This is a genomic window from Thalassospira sp. ER-Se-21-Dark, from assembly GCF_017922435.1.
GTDB lineage: Bacteria > Pseudomonadota > Alphaproteobacteria > Rhodospirillales > Thalassospiraceae > Thalassospira.
In genome coordinates this window covers 58,858-82,575 of sequence record NZ_VDEZ01000007.1, presented here as the reverse complement: position 1 = coordinate 82,575, position 23,718 = coordinate 58,858, and the positions used below count along the sequence as shown (strand labels likewise).

Here is a 23,718-nt window from a genome sequence, read left to right as displayed (position 1 = left end):
CGACGGATGGTGCTGGCAAAGCTGGTATGAATTAGAGCTACTGCAATCCATTTTCCACCTTAAGATGAATCACACTAATAGGTTCGTTATAAAGCCGATGTCGAAAAAGTATCCGCGTTGCTGATGGAGGCTGCATATTTAATCAGTGATCTGATCCCACTGATATTGGTCACTCCGGCAACTGCCAAAGAGTGTTGGCCCGATGGGGGCCGGTGTGACATCCAGAGAGAGGTTGTTATCAATAGGGCGGGGAAATCCCCGCCCTTTGAGTCTACGCATTTGTGGGAAATTAGCTGCGTGGCTTGAGGTTTTCCGGATCATAGATCGGTTTGTAGCCGATGCCATATACTTCGACCGGATAGATCTCGTCCATATAAGATACGATCAGTTTGCGACCTTCCTGGCAGTAATCCCATGGCAGGTAGGCAAGGGCGATGTTTTTGCCAACACTTGGGCCAAAGGCGATCGAGGTGGTGTAGGAACGACGGCCCAACTCATCAATCAGGGTTTTGCCAGTTTCCGGATCCATCACCGGCAGACGTCCGACCGGATAACGGGCAACACCATTGGCATCGACATTATCGGTCATGATCAGCGTGCAGAGCATGGCCGGTTGATGATCGCGTTCGCGATATTCAACGTGCTTTGCCTTACCGCGGAAGTCGGCTTCCTTGACCTTCGGGCGGGCCAGATCGGCTTCCAGCAGGTTGTACTGGGTGTGCAAATCTGCGTTCTGCAGGCGCAGTGACTTTTCCAGACGGCGTGAGTTGGCATAGGTTTCAACGCCCACTGCCAGAACGCCAATGCCGCGCAACGCATCCCAGACAGCCAGGCCGTCTTCATAACGCATGTGAAGTTCCCAGCCCTGTTCACCGACATAGGAAATGCGGAAGGCCGAGACAGTCTTGCCGGCAATCTTGATCTGACGGATGGCGGCAAACGGGAAGTTTTCCACATTGAGCGCCTCGGGGTCTTCGACAACCTTTTTAAGGTTTTCACGCGCGTTCGGGCCCCAGATGCCGATGGTGGTGAAATCTTCGGTCACATCGGTGATGGTGACATCCCAACCTTTGTCCTGGGCGGTGCGGCGCATATAGGTCAGGTCACGCGGGCCGGCATCAGCACCGTTTACCAGACGGCAGCGGTCCTCCATGCGGAAGACGGTGAAGTCGGCACGCACCATGCCTTCGTCATCAAGCATGTGGGTATAGATACCCTTGCCGATGTTGGCATCCCCACCGATCTTCGCAGCACAGAGCCATTCCATCAGTTCGACGTGGTCGGGGCCGGAAATGTCGGTCATGTGGAAGTGCGACAGGTTGATGATGCCGCAATCGTCACTCATTGCCAGCTGTTCTGCGTTGGACACACGCCAGAAGTGGCGGTTGTCCCATTCATGTTCACGGACCGGAACGCGGTCGGCGTATTTTTCAAGAAGGTGCTCGTTGGCGGCATAGCCATGTGCACGTTCCCAGCCGCCCAGTTCCATGAAGTAACCGCCAAGTTCCACTTCGCGTTCGTAGAACGGTGAACGACGGATGCCGCGCGCATTGGCGAACGGCTCGCGCGGGTGGACCGGCGGGTTGTAGATCTTTTTCGCCGTTTCGTAGCAACGGTCGTGGATATACTGTTCGTTCAGCTGGAACTTGTTAAAGCGCGAGAAATCGACCGAGGCGTGGTCGATATGCGTGCGGCCATGGGTCATCCAGTCAGCAATCAGTTTGCCCATGCCGGGCCCGTCTTTAATCCAGATGCCTACTGCGTACCAAAGGCCGCGCAGGTTCTGGCTTTCACCCATCGATGGGCCACCGTCGGCCGAGGACTGCAACAGGCCGTTGAACGAGTGGCTTTCGTTAAAGCCAAGCTCGGTCAGGATCGGTGTCAGTTCCATGGCGCGTTCAAGCGGTTCCATGACGTCTTCGAGTTCAAGGTCGCGCTGCGACGGGGACAGGCGTGCCTGATCCTTTTCAAGGATGTCGCGCGGATGGACCAGACGCGGGTTTTCCTCGTAATAGTAGCCCCATTCGATCTGGCCACCCTCAGTGCTTTTGGGGTCGCCGGTGTCGCGCATATAGGCCGAGTTGCCCTGGTCACGCAGAAGCGGATAACCGATTTCAACACCGGTACCTTCGAACTGGTTGTACGGCCCGAAGAAGGTCAGCGGATGGTCAACCGGCATGACGGGAAGGTCTTCGCCGGCCATTTCAGCAATCAGACGGCCCCAGAGACCGGCACAGACAACAACATAGTCGGCATGGATCGTACCGCGTTCGGTGACCACACCCTTGATGCGGCCATCTTCGGTGATCAGTTCAAGGGCCGAGGTGTTGGAAAATATCTTGAGCTTGCCAGATGCAACGCCCTGATCGATCAGTTTGCCAGCAACGGTTTGGGAGCGCGGAATAACAAGACCGGCATCCGGGTCCCACATTGCACCCATGATCTGGTCTTCTTCGAGAAGCGGGAATTTTTCCTTGGCTTCAGCGGACGAGATAATTTTGACGTTGGTGCCAAATGCCTTGCCGGAATCAACGCGGCGTTTGAGTTCGCCCATGCGTTCATGGTCACCGACACGTGCGACTTCCAGACCACCGATGCGCGCGTAATGGCCCATCTTTTCATAGAAATCCATGGAATACATGGTGGTCCAGGTGGTCAGCTGATCATGGCTGGTGGCATAGCAGAAGTCGGATGCGTGGGCGGTCGAGCCGATATCGGTCGGAATGCCCGATTTGTCGATGCCAACAATGTCATCCCAGCCGTTTTCGATCAGGTGATGCGCCACCGAGGAACCAACAATACCCCCGAGACCGACGATGACGACTTTGGCCTTGCTTGGAAATGCGCTCATTTCTCTCAATCCTTCTTTCCGAGATGTTTGTCAGTGCTCGGCATGGCGAAAACGCGTCAGGGACCGGTCAAAGCCGGCCCCTTTGCGAAGTTTACTACAAAGTGAAGACAACCGTTCGGTGATCGTTAAGCATCACCCTGCCTTCAAGATGGTATTTGACGGCGCGGGCGAGAACCCGGGATTCGATATCGCGACCAGCCGCGACGAAATCATCTGCGGACATGGCGTGGTTCACGCGTTCGGTTTCCTGTTCAATGATCGGGCCTTCATCGAGATCCGGCGTGACATAGTGTGCAGTTGCCCCGATCAGTTTCACCCCGCGCTCGTAAGCCTGATGATAGGGCTTTGCGCCCTTGAAGCTTGGCAGGAACGAGTGGTGAATGTTGATGATCATGCCATAGAACTGGCTGGAAAGCTCGTTGGTCAGGACTTGCATGTAACGCGCAAGGACGACCAGTTCAGACTTGGTTTCCTTGATCAGGTCGGCAAGCTTGGCTTCCTGTTCAGCCTTGTTTTCCTTGTTCACTGGCCAGTGGTAGAAGGGAATGCCCTCCTGATCGGCGACCTTGCGGGCATCTTCGTGGTTCGAAACGATGGCCGCCACTTCGGCGTCGAGCCAGCCCACCTTGATTTGGTAAAGAAGGTGCAGCATCGCATGGTCGAATTTCGAAACCATGATGATGATTCTCGGACGGCGTGCAACTTCATCAATCTTGAGCTTCAGGTTAAAGCGATCCACCGCCGGGTTCAGCGACAGGGCAACAGATTCCTTGTCGATATCTGCCGGTGTGATAATCGCAACACGCAGGAAGAACTTGTTGGTGTGGCGGTCCCAGAACTGGTTGGACTCGGCGATATTGGCGCCGCGCGTGGCCAGAGCAGAGGTAACTGTCGCAACGATGCCCGGCTGATCATCACAGGCAACACGAAGGATATAAGAGGTATCATTCACTGGTTTGGTTCCGTCTTGATGTCTCGTGTTGAATGTTAAAGCTGGTTTTCCAGCTGCGGCAGGATTTCAAACAGATCACCGACAATGCCGTAATCTGCGACCTGGAAGATCGGCGCTTCTTCATCGGTATTGATGGCAACGATAATCTTGGAATCCTTCATACCTGCCAGATGCTGGATCGCGCCGGAAATACCACATGCGATATATAGGTCGGGTGCAACGACTTTACCCGTCTGACCAACCTGAAGATCGTTGGGGGCATAGCCCGCATCGACAGCCGCACGCGATGCGCCAACGGCGGCGCCAAGTTTGTCTGCCAGTGGCGTGATAACGGATTTGAACTTGTCTTCCGAACCAAGGGCACGGCCACCGGAAACAATAATCTTGGCAGAACCCAGTTCCGGCCGATCATTTTCCGACAGAATGTTTTCAAGGAAGGAAGATTTCCTGCTATTCGCACTGCCCGCGTCAACCGGCTTGATTTCGACAGCGCCTTCGCCAGCCTCGGCTGCGCCAAAGCTTGAGGTGCGGATGGTGAGCACTTTCTTGGCGTCTGTGCTTTGCACCACTTCGATGGCGTTGCCGGCATAGATCGGGCGTTTGAAGGTATCGGCATCGACAACTTCCATGACCTCAGACACCTGCATGACATCGAGCAGGGCGGCAACACGCGGCAGGATGTTTTTGCCATTCGCCGTTGCAGCAGCAACGATGGTGTCGTAATCGCCCGCAAGTGAAACGATCAGTCCGGCTGCATTTTCGGCAAGATGGTTTGCCAGGGCGTCGTTGTCAGCGACCATTACGCTTCGAATACCGGCAAGTTTGGATGCCTGATCGGCAACCGCACCAATGCCCGAGCCCGCGACAAGAATATCAATATCGCCGCCGATCTGGGTTGCAGCGCTCAGGGCCTTTGCGGTCTGTTCGGACAGGGTGGCGTTATCGTGTTCGGCAAAAAGAAGAATAGCCATGATTTCAATCTCCGCCTGGGTCAGATGACGCCAGCTTCATTCTTGAGTTTGTCGGTGAGTTCGGCAACATCGGCAACCTTGATGCCCGCCTTGCGCGTTGCGGGTTCTTCAACCCGGATAAGGCGCAGACGCGGGGCAACGGTAACGCCAAAGTCAGCGGCGGTTTTGCTATCGAGCGGCTTTTTCTTTGCCTTCATGATATTGGGAAGCGACGCATAGCGCGGCTCGTTCAGGCGAAGGTCGGCGGTGACAATTGCCGGCAGGCTGACACTGATGGCCTGAAGACCGCCATCCACCTCGCGGGTTACCTTGGCGTGATCAGCCGAGAGTTCCAGCTTGGAGGCGAAAGTTGCCTGTGACCAGCCAAGCAGGGCCGAAAGCATCTGTCCGGTCTGGTTGGCATCGTCGTCAATCGCCTGTTTGCCCAGAATGACAAGGCCGGGTTCCTCGGCGTTCACAACACCTTTGAGGATTTTCGCGACGTCAAGCGGCTCAACCGGACCATCAACCGTGACCAGGATGGCGCGATCAGCACCCATGGCAAGGGCGGTGCGCAGGGTTTCCTGTGCCTGTGCCGGACCAATTGAAACGGCGACGATTTCGTCAGCCTGGCCGGATTCCTTAAGACGAATGGCTTCTTCAACCGCGATCTCGTCGAAGGGGTTCATCGACATTTTGACATTGGCCAAGTCGACACCGGAACCATCCGCCTTGACGCGGATTTTCACGTTGTAGTCAACGACCCGTTTGACCGGTACGAGAACCTTCATCATTTCCCTCTCTGACGAAATCCGGATCAAACAAACTTTTGGCCCGGTGTGGGTGCGTATTGCAGCAACCCGATTTAAGTTTCAAAGACTGGAAGCGTTACGCGATGCGACACTACCGGAGGCGATATTGAGCGTGGTGCAATTCTGGATGCCGAGTTTCCGGGGTCGGGGCAATCTGGACAGGTTTCTGGCGATCGTTTCGGGGCGCGAATGTACTGTTTGCCGATTTTGGCATCTTGATCGCAATCCGATTGTTGATTCTGCCGTGACCCTGTGTTTCTCTTGCTTAGCCGACATACCCTTCGGTATCATGAAAAGTAATCTGGCGACTTTTTGCGCCAAAAAATAGAATGTTTGCGTCAAAGTGAGATTACCGCTACGACAAAGCCGGTAACCTTGTCTGTATCGGAGGAACCGATGCTCAAGAAGCCTGAAGCACGTGCCCAGACTGCGCCGCGTTTAACCGTCGGTTTTATCCTCGCAAAACGCTTTACGTTGTGCGCCTTTGCCAACTTTGTCGATGTCTTGCGCCTTGCGGCAGACGAAGGTGATCGTAGTCGTCCGATCCTGTGTAAATGGACGGTTTTGTCGGACACGATGGACCCGATCACATCAAGTAGCGGCATCGCGGTTCAGCCCAAGGAACGTTTGGGCGATCCACGGCGGTTCAATTATATCGTGGTTGTTGGCGGGCTGATGGATGACGCCGAAAAGCTGAGCCCCGCCTATCAGAAATTCCTGCATGAAGCGGCCGAAGCCGGGGTGCCACTTGTTGGTGTTTGCACTGGGGTCTTTATGCTGCATGAGGCCGGGCTTCTTGACGGGTATCGTTGCTGTGTCAGTTGGTTCCATCATTCCGAAGTGGTCGAGCAGTTCGAAGGGCTTGACCCGGTTACCGAGCAAATCTTTGTGGTCGACCGTGACCGGTTGACCTGTTCGGGCGGGGTTAGCTCCGCGCATCTGGCGGCCTATTTGGTGGATAAGCATGTCGGGCGGGCGCAGGCGAACAAAAGCCTGCATATCATGATCATTGATGATGCGCTTCAGGCGGAAAAGCCCCAGCCGGGCATTCCATTGGATTTGAAAACGCAGGATCAGATCGTGCAGCGCGCACTTTTGATCATGCAGCAAAATATCGATATGCCGATTTCCGTTCAGGAAATTGCGCGGCGCATGGGCAACAGCAAACGCCAGATCGAACGGCATTTCAGAATGGCGCTGGATACATCGCCCCAGGTGGCGTTCCTTAATATCCGGCTTGATCTGGCTCAGCACCTGATCGAGAAAAGCGACAAGTCTGTCGCGCAGATTGCGGTTGATTGCGGTTTTTGTGATTCTTCGCACCTTAGTCGGATGTTCCGCCGTCGTTATGGCTGTACGCCACAGGCCCTGCGCCGCCCGATCCCGGATTCACTGGCCACAAGTGCGATGGTCGAAGACGCACCACAACTTGATGCCGGCGCATAAGAAACGAAAACGCCCTGCTTACTGTGATGGTAAGCAGGGCGTTTGAATTGGTGCGCTTAAGATCGCAGAGATATCACATCTCGACCTCGACATCGGAAAGCGGGGTCGAGCAGCAAATCAGTATCTTGCCCTGATCAATTTCGCGCTGACGGATGCCGCCACCATGGTTCATGTCGACTTCACCGGACACCAGTTTGGATTTGCAAGTGCCGCAAATGCCACGCTGACAGGATGACATCGGCATCAGGCCGGCTTCCTTGGCGGCCGACAGAATGGTCATGCCCGGGCTGCATTCAACCACGTGGCCGGTCTTGCTGAAGCTGACGCGGAAGGTTTGTTCGCTGATCTCCGGTGCGACAGAGGCGTGTTCTTCGAATGTGCCCGCGGTTTCAGCGCCAAAATCAAAGCTTTCTTCATAGTACTTGCCCATGTCGAAGCCTGCTTCTTCGAGCATGTGGCGAACACCCTCCATGAAGCGAGCGGGACCACAGCAAAATACCTTGCGATCCTTGAAGTCAGGCGACATCAGCGACAGCATCGGCAAGCTCAGGCGGCCGGTATAACCGGTCCACTGATGGCTTGCAGACGCGCTGTCGCAGGTCAGTGCCACCTTCAGGGTCGGGTTCTGTGCTGCCAGCAGGGCGAGCTCGTCACGGAAAATCAGATCAGACGGCGTACGTGCTGCATGAACGAAATGAAGGTCGGTTGGTTCGGACAGGTCACAGGCGGTGCGTGTCATCGACATCATCGGGGTGATGCCGCTGCCAGCCGAAATGAACAACAGCTTTTCTTCGCCCGTGGCATCAGCGGTGAATTCGCCGCCCGGACCGGAAACGTTGATTTCCTTGCCCGGAAGCATGTTGTCATGCAGCCAGTTCGACCCCGGGCCACCCGGAACCCGTTTGACCGTAATTTCAAGACGGTATGGACGCGCTGCCGAAGCCGAGATCGTGTAACACCGGGTAATCATGCCATCAACAGGCAGTTCGAACGTCATGAACTGACCGGGGTAGAAACGAAACGCGCGCGGTTCACGTGCGGAAAAGACAAAGGTCTTTACGTCGTGCGTTTCCTGACGCACCTGACGGCAAACAAGGACGTCGTCATTTTCCGGGTCCCAAAGCGGGACCCGGGTAACTTCGGTCAGAATTTCTTCGACCGGGGCTTGATCGCCCTTGTTGCTGTCGGTGGTATTCTTGTCGGTCATTCTGCGGCAATCCCGGCTTTGGTCGTTGCGAAGTGATCTTCCAGACGCTTGATATACCAGTCACAGAATGCTTCGACATGCGGTTCGGTAAACTTGGAATAGGGGCCCGGTTCGTATGCAGGCTGTTCGCTGCCAATCTGGGCAAGGCGCACAAGGTCTGCATCCTGCTGATTGGTCATGTTCCACACATGGGTGAGGTTATCAAGCGTGTAATCCTCGTTCTCATGTGCGTCCTTGTGAACCAGCCAGGTGGTCCGAACCAGCGTTTTGTTCGGTGCCAGCGGCAGGACAGAGAAGGTCACGACATGATCAGCCATGAAGTGGTGCCAGGAGTTCGGGTGGGTCCAGAAGCTGAGCCCGCCAAGTTTGGCATCGGTGAAATTGCCAAGCAGTTTTTTGGATGCCGATTTTGTATCAAGGGTGTGTGATTCGCCTTCGCGCATCAGCGGCAGCCGCATGGTGCGGAAACCGGTCACGCTCGACAATTGATCCTGTTCGGCAGACGGCAGACCGCAGGCTTCCCAGCGCGCATGGTCATTGGCGATGGTCTGGGTGTATTTCGCAACGTCTTCGGAGCGGCGCTGATCAAGTTCATCAGGCGAGAAACCGAAACCGAATTCTGACAGCGGCACGGTCAACTGCGGATGGTTGCCTTCGCAGTGATAGCACTCGCGGTTGTTTTCCATGGTCAGCTTCCAGTTTCCTTCCTCGATCAGTTCGGAAACGTGGGCCACCTTGCAATTCGCAAGGTCATGCGGTGCAAGATAGGGTTCCATGACCTTGGCCATTTCTTCGATATCGGTCGGCGCATCCTTGGCAAGACAGATAAAGATCAGGCCCGCAATGGAACGCACATGAACCGATTTGAGACCATGACAGGATTTGTCAAAGCCTGATCCCATGTGTTCAGCAAGGATAAGATCGCCATCCTCGTTGTAGGTCCAGCCATGATAACGGCAGACGATATTGCCAATCGTGGTCTGGCGTTCGTCGATCAGTTTCGCACCACGGTGACGGCAAACGTTATGGAAGGCACGAATGCCCATATCGTCGCCACGCAGGATCAGGATCGACGCCCCGCCGATCTCGACCGTGATGCAATCGCCCGGCTCCGGCAGTTCCGGCTCTACGCCAACAAAGATCCAGTGCTGGCCAAAGATCACTTCCATATCCAGATCCAGAATGTCCTGATCGCTGTAGAACGGCGCTTCAAGGCTTTTGAATGTCTGGCGGCGGGCGACGAGTTTTTGAATGTCAGAAGAATGCATGGTCGGATACCTCGGCTTCTCTCAATGGTATCTGGATGGAATCCTGTGCATGGCTAGCCGTTTGCATCAGGGCGTAAGCATATCACCGATCACATTCGTCGGTGTACAGACAATTGAAACCGGTTGTTTCCGGCCTCGGGCTTATTTCCTGGACGTCTTCAGTGGCTATCTGCGCGCGAGAAAGTTGGTATAGCCAAGGTAACTGACAGTTTTGCGTCCGCACGAAATGTAATGGTGCCGAACGCAGGAAACCGTTTGCCGCAACACCATGGTGGTTGGCACGATTGGTATTCGCACCCAAAAGCGGATACGAACATGGTTTCACGTACAATGTACGTGCCTGTTTGCGGGCCGTCAGTTGCACCCAAAGTCTCCCTCTACTCCGCCGGCAGGTAACCTGCTCTTTGGCACGCCCACGATAAAGAGTGAGCGATCAGAAAATCTATTTCTAAATGAGGTCGCTAAGGGAGAAAGCATAAGTCAATTGGGCAGTAGTTTTGCGACGCAGTTATCATTGTCGGGCACACGATACCGGCTAGGTGGCCTTTGTCTGGAGAAATTTCAATGTGCAACAGCAGTTTTCCTCGCTTTTTTTGACGCCAATCGACCGCAATGGCATCATCATGACAATAGACCGTGAAAATTGGGGATTCGGGTGATGAAAGTCGGCATTGTCGGGGCCGGAATGGTTGGTAGTTCGGCGGGCTATGCGCTTGCCGTCATGGGACTCGCAAGTTCGGTGGTTCTGGTCGATCAGAACCACGATCTGGCCGTCGCCCAAGCCGAAGACATTGCGCACGCAGTGCCGTTCCTATCCTCGACAATTGTCGAGGCGGCCGACTATGTCGGTCTTGCCGGGGCATCGGTGATTATTCTTGCCGCCGGGGTCAGTCAGAAACCCGGTGAAAGCAGGCTGGCTTTGCTGGAAAGAAACGCCGCCGTTTTCAAGGACGTGGTCGGCAATGTTCTTGCGGTGGCGCCTGACGCAATTCTCCTGATTGCGTCGAACCCGGTCGATATCATGACGCAGATCACCCAACGGATTTCCGGGCTACCTGCCAACCGCGTGATCGGTTCGGGGACGATCCTTGATACGGCCCGTTTCCGCAGTCTTTTGGGACGTCATCTAGGTATTTCGCCGCAGTCGGTTCATGCCTATGTCCTTGGCGAACATGGCGACAGCGAAGTCTTGGCCTGGTCGAACGCCAAGGTGGGATCGCTTTCACTGGCCGATATTGCCGCCCAGGTCGGTTCCCCGATTACAGAGCATGTGTGTGCCACCATTGATGATGGCGTGCGCAATGCGGCCTATAAAATCATCAAGGGCAAAGGGGCGACCTATTACGGGATCGGGGCCGGGTTGGCGCGGATCATCAAGGCGATTGCTCAGGATCAGCATGACGTTCTGACCGTATCGTGCGTGACCCCCGAAATCGTCGGGGTCAAGGATGTTGCCCTGTCCATTCCCCGCGTGGTCGGGGGGCAAGGCATTGAGACCGATCTGATGCCTGAACTTGTCAGTGCAGAGCGTGACGGCCTTGAAAAAAGTGCGCGGCTTTTGAAGGGCAGTATTGAGTCAATCCGGCTGTAACATGGTCTGTTATGTGCCTACGGCGGCAGCAGGTCGACGTTTGCTGCGCATCGCGCGCAATGTCGTACCAAAGGCCTGCGCATAGGCCCGGCTGAGTGCCGCGTGGCTTTTGAACCCGGTCTGAAGGGCGATGTCGGCAAGCTTCATGTCGGTTGAGCGGGCCAGATCACGGGCCCGGCCAAGACGCAGCATTTGATAATATTTACCCGGTGCCATCTGCAAATTGTCCTGAAAGGCGCGATCCAGACTGCGCAGCGAACACCCGGCGTGGGTCGCAATGGATTTCAGTGCAACCGGCGTTTCGATATGGGCGATCATTTCGGCAACCGCACGTCGGACATGATCCGCGCCAGGACCACGCAACCGGTCTGCGCCGCGTCCAGATATACTGGGGTCGCCGTGCCGCTGATGGCGGACATCATAGACAAACAGATTGCTGACATCAAAGGCAACCGCTGGCCCATATTGCCGCGCGAGGATGTGCAGCATCATTTCCATGACGGTTGCAGCCCCCCCGGATGTGATCATTTTACCATCTTCAACAAAGCGATCCGTCAATACGGTGACATCGGGGAACTGTTCACGGAACTGATCAAGTTCCTGCCAATGGATGGTTGCCGATTTGCCCGCCAACATATTGCACGACGCCAGCAACCAGGCGGCGGTATCGACACCAATCACCGTGCGCGCATGTTGCGCAGCATTTTGCAATCGTGCCCGGGTGCGTGACGATAAATGATGGCGCATGTCATAACCCGAAATCACCACAAGATAATCGATATGTGTCGGGTCAGGGATGGCATTGAGGGCTGCCTTTGGTGTGATGACAAGATCACTGGAACTTGTCGCCGGGGATCCGTCGATTGTGCAGATATCCCAGCTGATCTCCGGCCCGCCCGGCAGACCTGCGGCCGCGCGTAACGGTTCCAGCGCACTGGCCAGAACCAGATTGGAAAATCCGTCAAACAGGACAAAGACAAATCGGTGATGCGTGCTTGGCATGATCAGAAAAGTAAATGACGGAATATGTAAAATCAATATCGGCAATCGAGATATCCTGATGGCAGAGAATGATTGCAAAAAACAGTGAGGCCATCATGCCGCTTTCGATGAACAAGGAAGTCTTCATTACCGCCGCCGTAACCGGTTCGGGCGGAACCCAAGACAAATCCCCGCACGTGCCAAGATCGCCTGAACAGATCGCCAATAGTACGATTGACGCGGCCAAGGCCGGGGCGGCCGTGGTGCATTGCCATGTGCGTGATCCCGAAACCGGGGCACCGTCACGTGATTTGAAATATTATCGCGAGCTGACCGAACGGGTGCGGGCAGCCGATGTCGATGTTGTCCTGAACCTGACCGCCGGCATGGGCGGCGATATCGTCTTTGGCTCTACCGAGGCACCGCTTCCGGTCAATGAAGCTGCAACCGACATGATCGGGGCGTCCGAGCGCATGGCGCATATCGCCGATTGCCTGCCCGAGATTTGCACCCTTGATTGCGGCACCATGAACTTCGCCGAGGCCGATTATGTCATGACCAACACGCCGGGCATGCTGCGTGCGATGGGGCAGATGATGACCGACCTTGGCGTTAAACCCGAGATCGAGGCATTTGATACCGGCCATCTGTGGTTTGCCAAGCAACTGGTGTCCGAAGGCATTCTTGAAAGCCCGGCGCTGGTGCAGCTTTGCATGGGTATTCCTTGGGGCGCGCCAAATGATCTTAATACCTTTATGGCGATGGTGAATAACGTGCCGTCTAATTGGAATTGGTCGGCCTTTTCCATCGGTCGCGATCAGATGCCCTATGTTGCCGCATCGGTTCTGGCCGGGGGCAATGTGCGGGTAGGTCTGGAAGACAATATCTATTTGTCCAAAGGGGTGCTTGCCACCAACGCCCAGCTGGTTGAGCGCGCGGTTGGCATTATCGAAGGCATGGGTGCCACCGTGATTGGCCCGGATGCTGTTCGCAAGAAGCTTGGCCTGACCAAGCGGGAGCCACGCTAATGTCCACGAGCTCAAACAAAAAAGCTGCCATCATTGGCGGTGGTGTCATTGGTGGCGGCTGGGCCGCGCGGTTTTTGCTAAATGGCTGGGATGTGGCGGTTTTCGATCCGGATCCGCAGGCAGAACGCAAGATCAACGAAGTTCTGGCAAACGCACGCAGAAGTTTGCCTGCACTTTATGATCGCTCCCTGCCAGACGAAGGCAAACTGACCTTCCATGACGATATGGCAAGGGCGGTGGCCGGGGCGCAGTGGATTCAGGAAAGCGTGCCGGAGCAACTTGCGCTTAAGCACAAGATCCTTGCCCAAATTCAGGCCCATGCCCCGTCGGACTGCCTGATTGGATCTTCGACGTCGGGCTTCAAGCCAAGCGAGTTGCAGCAAGGTTCAATCAAACCTGAACAGATCGTCGTCGCCCATCCATTCAACCCGGTTTATCTGCTGCCATTGATCGAGGTCGTGCCATCGGCGGCGACCGACGCAGCAACGATTGAAGGTGGCTGTGACGTGTTGCGGTCTGTCGGGCTGAAGCCACTTGTCGTGCGCAAGGAAATTGACGCCCATATTGCCGACCGGTTGCTTGAAGCGGTTTGGCGCGAAGGGCTGTGGCTTGTTCATGACGAGGTCGCCACGACCGAGGAAATTGATGACGCCATCCGGTATGGCTTTGGCCTGCGCTGGGCGCAGATGGGCTTGTTTGAGACCTATCGCATTGCGGGGGGCGAGGCCGGGATGGAACATTTCATCGGGCAGTTCGGACCGGCACTTAAATGGCCTTGGACGAAGCTGATGGATGTGCCGGAACTGACCCCGGAACTGACAGCCCGTATTGCGCAGCAATCAGATGATCAGTCCGGTCATATGAGCATCCGTGACCTTGAACGCCTGCGCGATGATAATCTTGTCGGCATGATGCGCGCGCTCAAGAAATCGGGGAGTGGTGCTGGTGGCACGATCAATGATCACGAAGCGTCGCTTCCCGAACCGATGCCGATCAACGATCTTCCGGTGACCGGTGATCGCCAGATTCCGCAAAGCTGGACGGATTATAACGGGCACATGAACGAAGCCCATTATGTTGAGGTCAGTTCACAGGCAAGCGACCGTTTCATGGAAATGGTCGGGGCGGATGCAAATTATATTGCCAGTGGCGGCAGCTATTTCACGGTTGAAACCCATGTCTGCTATTTGCAGGAAATCAGTGCAGGCGACCATATCCGTGTGACCACCCAACTGATCAAGGGCGAAGGCAAGAAGCTTCATCTGTTCCATCGTCTGATCAATGATGACGGGGCTGTTGCCGCAACCGTCGAAACCCTGTTGCTGCATGTCGACCTTAAAACCCGCCGCACATCCGAGCCTGGTGGCGTGGTGGCAACCAATTTGGCCGAAATGGCAAAACGTCATGCAAGCCTGCCCAAGCCAGATCAGCTTGGTCGTGCAATCGGTTAGTCTAGACGCGCGATCCGTTTTGCGTGGAACCAGTTCACAATAACGCTGTGTGATGCCCCTGCAGTCTTTAACTGCGGGGGCTTCCGCGTTAGGCTAGCCGATCACGTCTTTGACCAAGGATCCGTTGATGGCCAATTCCGATCAGGTTTCCCCCGAAGTGACCTATGACCCGATGCCAGAGGAAGAAGGCATTCGTGCCTTTATCGCCAAATGCGACGGGTTCTATCCCCCCGACGCGGTGGCGGCATCAATTGATCAGCAGCGCAGTTGGTATGATGCGTTATGCGCCGAATTCGCTTTTCCACATCCGGACGGCATGCAGGTCGAAGACGATGTGATTGCCGATGTTCCGGTGCGCCATTATCGCCCTGCCGACTGCACCTCTCACCACAAGATTGTCTACATGCATGGCGGTGGTTTTGTCGTCGGGTCGCGCGACAGCCATGATGCGATTTGCGCCGAAATCGCCGAGGCAGCAAAGGCCGAACTAATCGCGATTGATTACCGTCTTGCGCCGGAACATATCTGGCCCGCTCAGCATGAAGACTGCCATCGCGTGACCCAAAGCATCCTGGCGTCCGGCAAGAAGATTGTTCTGGTGGGCGACAGTGCCGGTGGCATGCTGGCCGCAGGCATTGCCGTTCGGGCTCGCGAAGAAGGTTTTGGCGATCGCGTGTTGGGGCAGGCATTGATCTATCCGGCCCTTGGCGGTGACTTGAACTGGCCAAGCTATGGGCAGATGGCAAATGCGCCGGGGCTCAGTACCGACGACGTGATTTACTATCGTGATGTGCTGAAGGCACCGATGGATGATCCGTTTGCCCATGCGCTGTCGGTTGATGACCTGCGGGGCTTGCCACCAACCTTTATCACGGCGGCCTATTTTGATCCGCTGCGCGATGATGGCCGCGAATATACCGCCCGTCTTGCCCGTGCGGGCATTTCCGTTCAATACCGTGAAGAACCCCAAATGATCCACGGCTGGCTGCGTGCCGGGCATATGAGCCCAGGGGCGAAAACCGCGTTCGGGCATCTGTGCGATGCCATTGCCGCTATGGTTGCTTAGAAATAGCAAAAAGGGCCGGATAACCGGCCCTTTTTTCGTAAAGATGGTTACATGAAGTTGCGGGGAATAGCTTTTTCCCAAGTCTTTTCAAAGACCTGTTCACTGCCCTCATAGCCAATCACCCAGGCGGACACATACCAATTGTCGCGGTCACATGTCAGTTCTGCGTGACAGTCGGTCCGCACTGACCAGTCATCGCGTTCCAGATCGCAGGTCCAGGCGGCTTCGCCCTTAACCGAGGTTGGGTCAAGCGGATTGATCGTCCAGGTTTCGCTGCGTACTTCGCGCGTCGACAGGCGTGAGTCAGGGTGCTCAAAAAGACCGGTATCTTCATAGATGCGATAACGGGTTTCGTTCTGCGTCAGATTGCGTTGAACACTGCGTTCCGTCCGGCCCGGTTTGTGTTCGATATATTTCGGCAGCGGATCGGGATTGTCCGGTTCCTTCACCTCAATCTTCTCGTGCGCGCCGAGCAGCGGCAGATCAAAAGCAATAGAAGATGGTGATACAGTTAGGCCCGCGTCAAAGGGTGCTGGCAGGATCATTGGCCAATAGGATGTTGAAAGCGCAAGACGGATGCGATGCCCGGCGTTGAAGCGATAGCCGCAGGCATCAAGAACCAGCGTAATGGTCACCTTCTTGCCGCGCGGCATCGGTTTGGGATCGTTATAATTGGTTTCAAGATCGCGATGGGCAAGGTTCAGAACCCCGAACGACACACGGGTTGATGTACCATCAGGATGCACATCGACCAGACGTGCGCACAGGTTCGACCAGTCTGCATCGCATTCAACATCAACGCGCAAAACCGGATGTCCCAGAAGGTCAATCTCGGCCTCAAGCGGTGCGGTTTCAAAGACCAGCGATCCGGCGTCATCCGGACGCTGATCAATGGCCATTTCGGCATCTGGTTTCAGCGTGAAATATTCACCCGATGCGGTTCCGGTATCGAGCGGTGATTTCAAATAAATGTCAGCAGCAGGGGTACTTTCGTTACCTGCCTCGAAGGCAAGCCTGCCGTCATTGACATAAAGGGTTTGGGTTTCCGGTTCGGACCATGTGTCCTTGGCGATCCAGAAGCCCGGATCAAAGTCACGCCGAGCAGCCGGTTTCGGGCCATCGAGGATGTAAGCGCGCATCTGGGGCAGGTCATCCATACCGTTATCATCACCCCGCAGCCATTTGTTCCACCATTTGATGGCTTCGCCCGTGAAGTCGGCACGCGGCTTTGGCCAGGCGAAATGCGGGTATTTATGTACCCACGGGCCGATAAGGGCCTTGGACCTGTCTGGCATACCTTCAATCGCGCGCATTGGCGTGTTGCGATAGCCATCCGCCCACCCGGCCAGAACCATCGACGGGATTTTGACGGCATCAAAATCCTCGCAGATCGAGGCATGCTTCCAGAAATCATCGCGGGTCTGGTGTTGAAGCCATTCTTCCAAAAAGAACGGCTCTTCCTTAAGGCGGTGCAACCACATTGCCCGCCAGTCATCACCAACCAATGCCGGGTCAGGTGAGCGTGACTGATAGGCCAGCATTGTTCCCGCCCATGACAGTTGTGCAGAGAGGTGACAGCCATTTTTATAGTGAATGTCGTCGTTATAGCGGTCCACCGTTGATGCGATGGAAATCACCGCCTTGAGCGCAGGCGGATTGAGGGCAGCAACCTGCAGGCAGTTAAATCCGCCCCAGGAAATCCCCATCATGCCGACCGATCCGTTACACCACGGCTGATCGGCAATCCATGCAATCAGCTCACACGCATTGGTCAGTTCAAGTTCGGTATATTCACCGTCAATCACACCATCTGATTCACCTGATCCGCGAATATCAATCCGCACGCCGGCAATGCCGGCCTTGGCAAATTCGGGATAGGTCGACTCATCGCGCGCACAGGTCCCATCACCCTTGCGATAGGGCAGAAACTCAAACACCGCCGGGACCGGATCATTCTCGGCATTTTCGGGCATCCACATGCGGGCAGCCAATCGGGTGCCGTCTGCGATGGTGATAAAGGTGTTTTCAATAACAGTGAAGTTTCGTTCGGACATAGTGGGGCGTCGTCCTTTTGGTGGCGAGTTGTAGGTGTGGGGCTTATTCAAAAAGGCGACCCTGATGATTGGCCGCCTTTTTGTGTTTCGCACGGCTTTTAGTGACCGGCACTTTCCATTTTGCGCGTGGCCAAAACTTTTTCCAGCCAACCCAATTCCATTTCCGGCACCGATTTCAAAAGAAGGTCGGTGTAATCGTCAAATGGCGGGTTCAGGACCTCAGACCGCGGGCCGAAATCGACCAGCTTGCCCTGCAGCATCACCGCAACAGAATCAGCAATCGCACGCACAATTGCGATGTCATGGGTGATGAACAGATAGGACACCTGACGTTCTTTTTGCAGACGCAGCAAAAGATCAAGGATGCCTTCGGCAACCAGTGGATCAAGGGCCGAGGTCGGCTCGTCGCACAGGATCAATTCCGGCTGTGCAGCCAGGGCACGTGCGATCGCCACACGTTGCTTCTGCCCGCCGGAAAGTTCGGCAGGATAACGGTCATAGAAAGCTTCGCCCATCTCGATTTCATCAAGAAGTTTGATGACTTCCTTTTTGCGCTCCGCACCGCGCATGCCGAAATAGAACTGCAACGGGCGGCCAATGATCTGCCCAACGGTCTGGCGCGGGTTCATCGCGGTATCAGCCATTTGATAGATCAGCTGGATACGGCGCAAATGATCGCGTGACCGGTTCTTTTGTGCGTTTGACAACTTCTCATCACCGAATTTGACGCTGCCCTTGAAGGGCGGCAGGAGTCCGGTGATGACACGTGCCAGTGTGGATTTACCCGAACCGGATTCCCCGACTACGGCCAGTGTCTGACCACGCGGGACATGCAGCGATACATCATGAAGAACCTGCACCCCGTTGCCATAGGCAGCCGAGATGTTTTCAACCTTTAGCAACGCGTCCGTCTGATCGCGGGCTTCGGTCTGTTTGGTCTGGCGGACATTGACCAGCGCCTTGGTGTATTCCTGACGCGGGTTTTCAATGATCTGCTGTACCGGTCCGTATTCGATGGTGTCGCCGTTGCGCAGCACCATGATGTCATCAGAAATCTGGGCAACAACGGCCAGATCATGCGTGATGTAAAGGGCGGCTGTGCCGGTCATTTCAATCGCGTTCTTGATCGCGGCCAGAACATCAATCTGGGTGGTCACGTCAAGAGCCGTGGTTGGTTCGTCAAAGACAATGAGTTCCGGTTTGGAACAGAGCGCCATGGCGGTCATGGCACGTTGTAGCTGTCCCCCCGATACCTGATGGGGGAACCGATTACCGAAATTCTTCGGGTCCGGAAGACCAAGAATTTCAAACAGATAGTCGGCCCGTTTGCGGGCCTCGTCGCGGCTCATCAGGCCGTGTTCGACCGTGGCTTCAATGACCTGATCGCCCAGCTTGTGCGCCGGGTTGAAAGATGCCGCAGCCGATTGGGCAACATAACAGACACGTGCCCCGCGGATCTTGCGGATCCCCTTTTTGTCGAGCGGCAGGATGTCCTTGCCATCAAGCAGGACTTCACCGCCTGTGATGCGCACACCACCCCGGCCATAGGCCAAAGCGGCAAGGCCGATGGTCGATTTACCCGCACCGGATTCCCCGATCAGGCCAAGGACCTTGCCCTTTTGCAGATCAAAGGAAACACCATGGACAATCTCGATATCCATCGGGGCTTCGCCCGGCGGGAAGATGGTCGCGCCAATGCGCAGATCGCGTACCGATAAAAGATCAGACATCGCCGCGGCCTCCTTTCAGGCTGGAAGTACGTTTCAGCAACCAGTCGACAACCATGTTGACACAGACGGCCAAGGCCGCAATCGCGCCACCCGGAATAAGGGCAGCCTGAATGCCAAAGATGATGCCATCCTTGTTGTCCTTGACCATACCACCCCAGTCCGCAGCCGGCGGCTGAATGCCAAGACCCAGGAAGGAAAGAGTCGACAGGAACAGGATCGAAAAGGCGAAACGCAGCCCGAACTCTGCCAAAAGCGGCGAAAGCGTATTGGGCAGAATTTCGCGGAAGATGATCCACATCCGGCCTTCACCGCGCAGTTTGGCGGCCTCGACAAATTCCATAACCGCAACATCAAGGGCAACCGCACGGCCCAGTCGATAGACGCGCGTTGAATCCAGAATGGCCATCACGGCAATCAGGATGAAGATGTTCTGCGGCAGAACCGCCAGCACCACGAGGGCGAAAATCAGGGTCGGGATCGACATCATCAAATCGTTGAGGCGCGACAGTCCCTGATCAATCGGGCCACCGGAAACAGCGGCCGTAAAGCTCAGGAAAATGCCGATTGAGAACGACAGAATAGATGCCGCAAGCGACACAAACAGGGTTGTCTGCGCACCGTAAATCAGGCGTGACAGAAGATCACGGCCAAGGTTGTCGGTGCCCAGAAGATAAAGATCACTGGCCGGTTCCCAAACACCCGCAACAATTTCGCGTTCCCCATAGGGCGCGATGAGCGGGGCAAAGACGGCACAGCCAAAAGCAAACAGAATGCCCAGAATTCCGATCCAGGCGGTCAGCGGGATTTCACGTAATCTCATCGCGGATGCCTCAGTCTCGGATTGGCGACAATGGCGACGATATCGGCCACCATATTGAGCAGGATATAAACCGCCGCAAAGATAAGCCCGCAGGCCTGCACGACGGGCATGTCCCGTACTGTCACGGCATCAACCATATACTGGCCCATGCCGGGATAGACGAAGACAACCTCGACCACGACAACGCCCACCACCAGATAGGCAAGGTTAAGTGCCACCACATTGACAATCGGGGCGATGGCGTTGGGGGCAGCGTGTTTGACGATCGCCTTGAAGGCGCCAAGGCCTTTAAGCTCGGCCGTTTCCATATAGGCCGATGACATGACACTGATGATGGCAGCACGAGTCATGCGCATCATGTGTGCCAGAACGACCATCACCAGTGTTGCTGTCGGCAGGGCAATCGCGGCCAGACGTTCCGACCAGCCCATATTGTCATAGACAGTGGACGGGAAGGTTGCGACCCCCATCTGAACGGCAAAGAACACGATCAGGATATAGCCGATGAAGAATTCCGGCAGTGAGATCGCGGCAAGCGACAGAACGTTAATCACGCGATCAGGAATGCGGTTGCGATAGTGAACCGCCACCATGCCAAGCCCGACTGCAAGCGGGACCGAAATCGCCGCAGCGAAGAAGGCAAGAAACAGCGAGTTGCCAAGGCGTTTGGTGATTTGTTCGGTTACCGGCGCGCCACTGGCCCAGCTATTGCCAAAGTCGCCTTGAATAACACCACCAAGCCATTCGAAATAGCGCGTGGTGATCGGGCGATCCAGGCCAAGGTCTTCGCGAATGTTCGCAATCGCCTGCGGTGTCGCAGACTGCCCAAGATAGGTTTCGGCGAAATCGCCCGGAAGGGCTTCGACGCCGGCAAAAATCAGGACTGAAACAGCCCAAAGCAACAACACACTCAAGCCCAGTCGTTCGGCAATAAGTACCGATAACGGATGGGTTTCTTTCAGTCTGTGTCGCGCGGCTCGCACGCCGGCCAAGGGATTGGCCATGAACACATACTCCCCCTTAGTGGCCTGAACGGAAATTCAAGACGGGTGGGACGGCAAAGGATGGTTTGCCTCCATCTGGAAATTTCGATCAGACCGTAGTCTTAAACAAACAGGTGACAACAAGTAGGGGACCACGACCAAAATGGCCGTGATCCCGCAAGTCTATAATCAAGGGGATGCAAGGCATCCCGACTGACTAGCTGTTGATCCACAGACGCGAAGCAACATAACCGTTCGACATATCGTTCCCGATATCATCGACAAAGCCGGAAACGTTGGTCGTGGTTGCGTTCACGAAGTCATTGAACATCGGCAGGATAAGACCACCGGTGTCACGGACCATCAGGGCCATGTCGTGATACATTTCCTTACGCTTGGCCTGATCAAGCTCAGCACGCGCTTCGAGAAGAATCTTGTCGAAGTTGGTGTTGAAGAAGCGGGTGTCGTTCCAGTCCGCGCTCGAGAGATAGGCCGTCGAATACATCTGATCCTGGGTCGGACGACCACCCCAGTAAGAGGTCGAGAACGGCTGAACGTTCCAGACGTTCGACCAGTAACCGTCACCCGGCTCACGCTTGATTTCGATATCGATCCCGGCCTTTTTGGCGGTTTCCTGATAGAGAACCGCCGCATCGACAGCACCCGGGAAGGCGACGTCAGACGTGCGCAGAAGAACCGAACCGTCATGGCCGGACTTCTTGAAGTGGAAGGCTGCCTTGTCCGGATCATAGGAACGCTGTTCGATGCCTTCCGGGAACAGGGCATAGGTTTCGTTGATCGGGAAGTCGTTGCCGACCTTGCCGTAACCGCCAAGGATCTTTTCGACCATGGTTTCGCGGTCCATCGCGTATTTCAGCGCCAGACGCAGGTCGTTATTGTCGAACGGTGCGGTGTTGCAATGCATGATGAAGACATAGTGGCCACGGCCCGAAGTGGTCTGAATTTCAACATTCGGTGCACGTTTCAGAAGGCCAACGGTCTTCGGATCAACGCGGTTGATGAAGTGAACCTGACCCGATGAAAGGGCCGCCATACGTGCGGTGGCATCGTTCATCACGATCATTTCGACAGAATCAACAAAGCCGCGATCGGTGCGCCAGTCATTTTCGTTTTTCACGAAGGTTGCGCGCACGCCGGCTTCGAAGTTGTCGATCTTGAACGGACCGGTACCGATACCGGCACTCGGGTTATCGTAACCGCCGCCCGGCTGGATCACGAGGTGATAGTCACTCAGCAGCAGCGGAAGATCGGCATTGCCTTCGGAAAGGGTCAGAACAAGATCGCCGCCCTTGTTTTCGATGCCCTTGATCGAACCCAGAACACCCAGTGCGCCGGACTCGGACTTTTCGTCGGTGTGGCGGTTCAGGGTTTTGACAACATCGTCGATGGTCAGTTCGGAGCCGTCATGGAACTCGACGCCCTTGCGGATTTTGAACGTCCAGACAGATGCGTCGGCATTCGGTTCCCAGGACTCAGCAAGCGACGGGACGGCAAGGCCGCTGGTCGGGTGCGATTCAACCAGGGTGTCGCCCCAGTTACGGTTCATGGCAAAGGTGAATTGCGAAGAGGATTTTGCCGGATCAATAACGTCGGTCGAAGCCCCGCCCTGAAGGCCAAGTTTCAGATGCCCGCCGCGCTTTGGTTCCTGTGCCATGGCGGCCTTGCCATAAAGGCTTGTGGCAGCGGCAAGGGTCAGGCCGGCGGCCATCGAACGGCCGATGAATTCACGACGGTTCATTTCAGATGCTGTGACGCGTGACGCGAAATACTTGATAGGGTCAGTCATCCCTGTTCCTTCTCTGATGCTTTTGATTTTGCTGAATTATTTTAATGGTGTGGCAGATCCTACCCGCGATTTGGTTGTGCTTGGTTGTGCAGGTTGGGGTGTCGTTCAGACACAAACGGGCATGCAGCATGAAGATGTGCTGTTGCGCCATGGCACCGTTATTGCGCAGTTGATCAACTCCCCCGTTGGCCACAATAATTTTCCCTTTCGGGTATGTGCACGGCCATGGATGCCTGCCTTTCACAAGACGGATCCAGCAAATATGTCCATTCAGAACTTATGGTGTTCTGATCTGGAGGCACATGTTGTGTGGGACAGACAGTGCACAAATCGCGCACATCGTGACACGAGTTTGGGGGCTTCATCAAGCCAAGTGCGCATGGCCGTGCGATTTTTCGGCATCCGAGGATAGAGTTTCACCATGTGAAACTCTCTGAAAAATAGAATAGAAATCCGATGGATTTTGCCAAGAAACGCCTTGCCAATTAAGGGGTTTACGGGTGGAAAAGCCGATGGGTTGGACAGGCTGATTTTGATTGAGAAAAAATTTTTAAAATTTTCAAGTTCGAACATCGAAAATTCGCTTAAAGGCACCGGATGTTTTGTTTGGAAACCTGAAAAATAATCATCTGGCGATTCGACTTTAGGCGCAGTTTCCCAATGTGGTCAGGTCAATTTTCGGCAACGAGTACTGTCAAACCGTGTGACGGAATTTTACGGC

Annotated in this window: 17 protein-coding genes; 5 read left to right on the top strand and 12 right to left on the bottom strand. The window is 55.3% G+C overall.

Annotated features, from left to right (window positions below; genetic code table 11):
• Positions 1-289: 289 nt before the first annotated feature.
• The 4 genes from FHI25_RS19925 to FHI25_RS19910 all read right to left on the bottom strand — a co-directional run bounded on the left by FHI25_RS19925 (position 290) and on the right by FHI25_RS19910 (position 5,544).
• Complete coding sequence (locus FHI25_RS19925; RefSeq protein ID WP_210520791.1) at positions 290-2,851, bottom strand: FAD-dependent oxidoreductase; 2,562 nt, start codon at positions 2,849-2,851, stop codon at positions 290-292.
• A 94-nt stretch (positions 2,852-2,945) separates the two neighbouring features.
• The gene (gene purU, locus FHI25_RS19920; RefSeq protein ID WP_008889668.1) at positions 2,946-3,803 is read right to left on the bottom strand and encodes a formyltetrahydrofolate deformylase; all 858 of its coding nucleotides are present in this window, start codon (positions 3,801-3,803) and stop codon (positions 2,946-2,948) included.
• 35 nt (positions 3,804-3,838) lie between these two features.
• Positions 3,839-4,774, bottom strand: coding sequence for an FAD-binding protein (locus FHI25_RS19915; RefSeq protein ID WP_210520788.1), 936 nt, complete (start codon positions 4,772-4,774; stop codon positions 3,839-3,841).
• Between the two features lie 20 nt (positions 4,775-4,794).
• Positions 4,795-5,544: an electron transfer flavoprotein subunit beta/FixA family protein gene (locus FHI25_RS19910; RefSeq protein ID WP_197147624.1), complete on the bottom strand. Its 750-nt coding sequence runs from the start codon at positions 5,542-5,544 to the stop codon at positions 4,795-4,797.
• 417 nt (positions 5,545-5,961) lie between these two features.
• Between FHI25_RS19910 and FHI25_RS19905 the strand changes: the two genes are divergently transcribed.
• Positions 5,962-7,011 (top strand): GlxA family transcriptional regulator, encoded by a 1,050-nt coding sequence (locus FHI25_RS19905; RefSeq protein ID WP_210520786.1) that lies wholly within the window; start codon positions 5,962-5,964, stop codon positions 7,009-7,011.
• A 73-nt stretch (positions 7,012-7,084) separates the two neighbouring features.
• Here the strand turns inward: FHI25_RS19905 and FHI25_RS19900 are convergent, their stop codons facing one another.
• Both FHI25_RS19900 and FHI25_RS19895 read right to left on the bottom strand, forming a co-directional pair.
• Entirely contained in the window at positions 7,085-8,218 is a 1,134-nt protein-coding gene (locus FHI25_RS19900) for a hybrid-cluster NAD(P)-dependent oxidoreductase (protein ID WP_008889672.1), read from the bottom strand.
• A complete protein-coding gene (locus FHI25_RS19895; protein ID WP_210520784.1) occupies positions 8,215-9,486 on the bottom strand; it encodes an aromatic ring-hydroxylating dioxygenase subunit alpha in 1,272 nt (423 codons plus the stop codon). The genes FHI25_RS19900 and FHI25_RS19895 overlap by 4 nt, the downstream gene beginning before the upstream one ends.
• Positions 9,487-10,144: 658 nt before the next feature.
• Between FHI25_RS19895 and FHI25_RS19890 the strand changes: the two genes are divergently transcribed.
• The gene (locus FHI25_RS19890) at positions 10,145-11,077 is read left to right on the top strand and encodes an L-lactate dehydrogenase (protein WP_210520782.1); all 933 of its coding nucleotides are present in this window, start codon (positions 10,145-10,147) and stop codon (positions 11,075-11,077) included.
• Positions 11,078-11,086: 9 nt separating this feature from the next.
• Here FHI25_RS19890 and FHI25_RS19885 read toward each other — a convergent pair whose 3' ends face one another.
• A complete protein-coding gene (locus FHI25_RS19885) occupies positions 11,087-12,124 on the bottom strand; it encodes a GlxA family transcriptional regulator (protein WP_210520780.1) in 1,038 nt (345 codons plus the stop codon).
• Between the two features lie 23 nt (positions 12,125-12,147).
• Here FHI25_RS19885 and FHI25_RS19880 point away from each other — a divergent pair, with 23 nt between their 5' ends.
• The 3 genes from FHI25_RS19880 (at position 12,148) to FHI25_RS19870 (ending at position 15,603) form a co-directional block, all read left to right on the top strand.
• Complete coding sequence (locus tag FHI25_RS19880) at positions 12,148-13,086, top strand: 3-keto-5-aminohexanoate cleavage protein (RefSeq protein ID WP_246879246.1); 939 nt, start codon at positions 12,148-12,150, stop codon at positions 13,084-13,086.
• Complete coding sequence (locus FHI25_RS19875; RefSeq protein ID WP_210520777.1) at positions 13,086-14,537, top strand: carnitine 3-dehydrogenase; 1,452 nt, start codon at positions 13,086-13,088, stop codon at positions 14,535-14,537. Before FHI25_RS19880 ends, FHI25_RS19875 begins: the two co-directional genes overlap by 1 nt.
• A 127-nt stretch (positions 14,538-14,664) precedes the next feature.
• Positions 14,665-15,603, top strand: a complete 939-nt coding sequence (locus FHI25_RS19870; protein ID WP_210520775.1) for an alpha/beta hydrolase — start codon at positions 14,665-14,667, stop codon at positions 15,601-15,603.
• A gap of 47 nt (positions 15,604-15,650) precedes the next feature.
• On the opposite strand, the gene FHI25_RS19865 is transcribed toward FHI25_RS19870, so the two are convergent.
• From FHI25_RS19865 to FHI25_RS19845, 5 genes are all read right to left on the bottom strand, one after another.
• On the bottom strand, positions 15,651-17,657 hold the full coding sequence (locus tag FHI25_RS19865; RefSeq protein WP_210520772.1) for a CocE/NonD family hydrolase: 2,007 nt from the start codon (positions 17,655-17,657) through the stop codon (positions 15,651-15,653).
• A gap of 98 nt (positions 17,658-17,755) precedes the next feature.
• Complete coding sequence (locus FHI25_RS19860; RefSeq protein ID WP_210520770.1) at positions 17,756-19,387, bottom strand: ABC transporter ATP-binding protein; 1,632 nt, start codon at positions 19,385-19,387, stop codon at positions 17,756-17,758.
• A complete protein-coding gene (locus FHI25_RS19855; RefSeq protein WP_008889682.1) occupies positions 19,380-20,207 on the bottom strand; it encodes an ABC transporter permease in 828 nt (275 codons plus the stop codon). The genes FHI25_RS19860 and FHI25_RS19855 overlap by 8 nt, the downstream gene beginning before the upstream one ends.
• Positions 20,204-21,211: an ABC transporter permease gene (locus FHI25_RS19850; protein ID WP_210520767.1), complete on the bottom strand. Its 1,008-nt coding sequence runs from the start codon at positions 21,209-21,211 to the stop codon at positions 20,204-20,206. Before FHI25_RS19850 ends, FHI25_RS19855 begins: the two co-directional genes overlap by 4 nt.
• Before the next feature lie 196 nt (positions 21,212-21,407).
• Entirely contained in the window at positions 21,408-22,997 is a 1,590-nt protein-coding gene (locus tag FHI25_RS19845) for an ABC transporter substrate-binding protein (RefSeq protein WP_210520765.1), read from the bottom strand.
• Positions 22,998-23,718 lie beyond the last annotated feature (721 nt).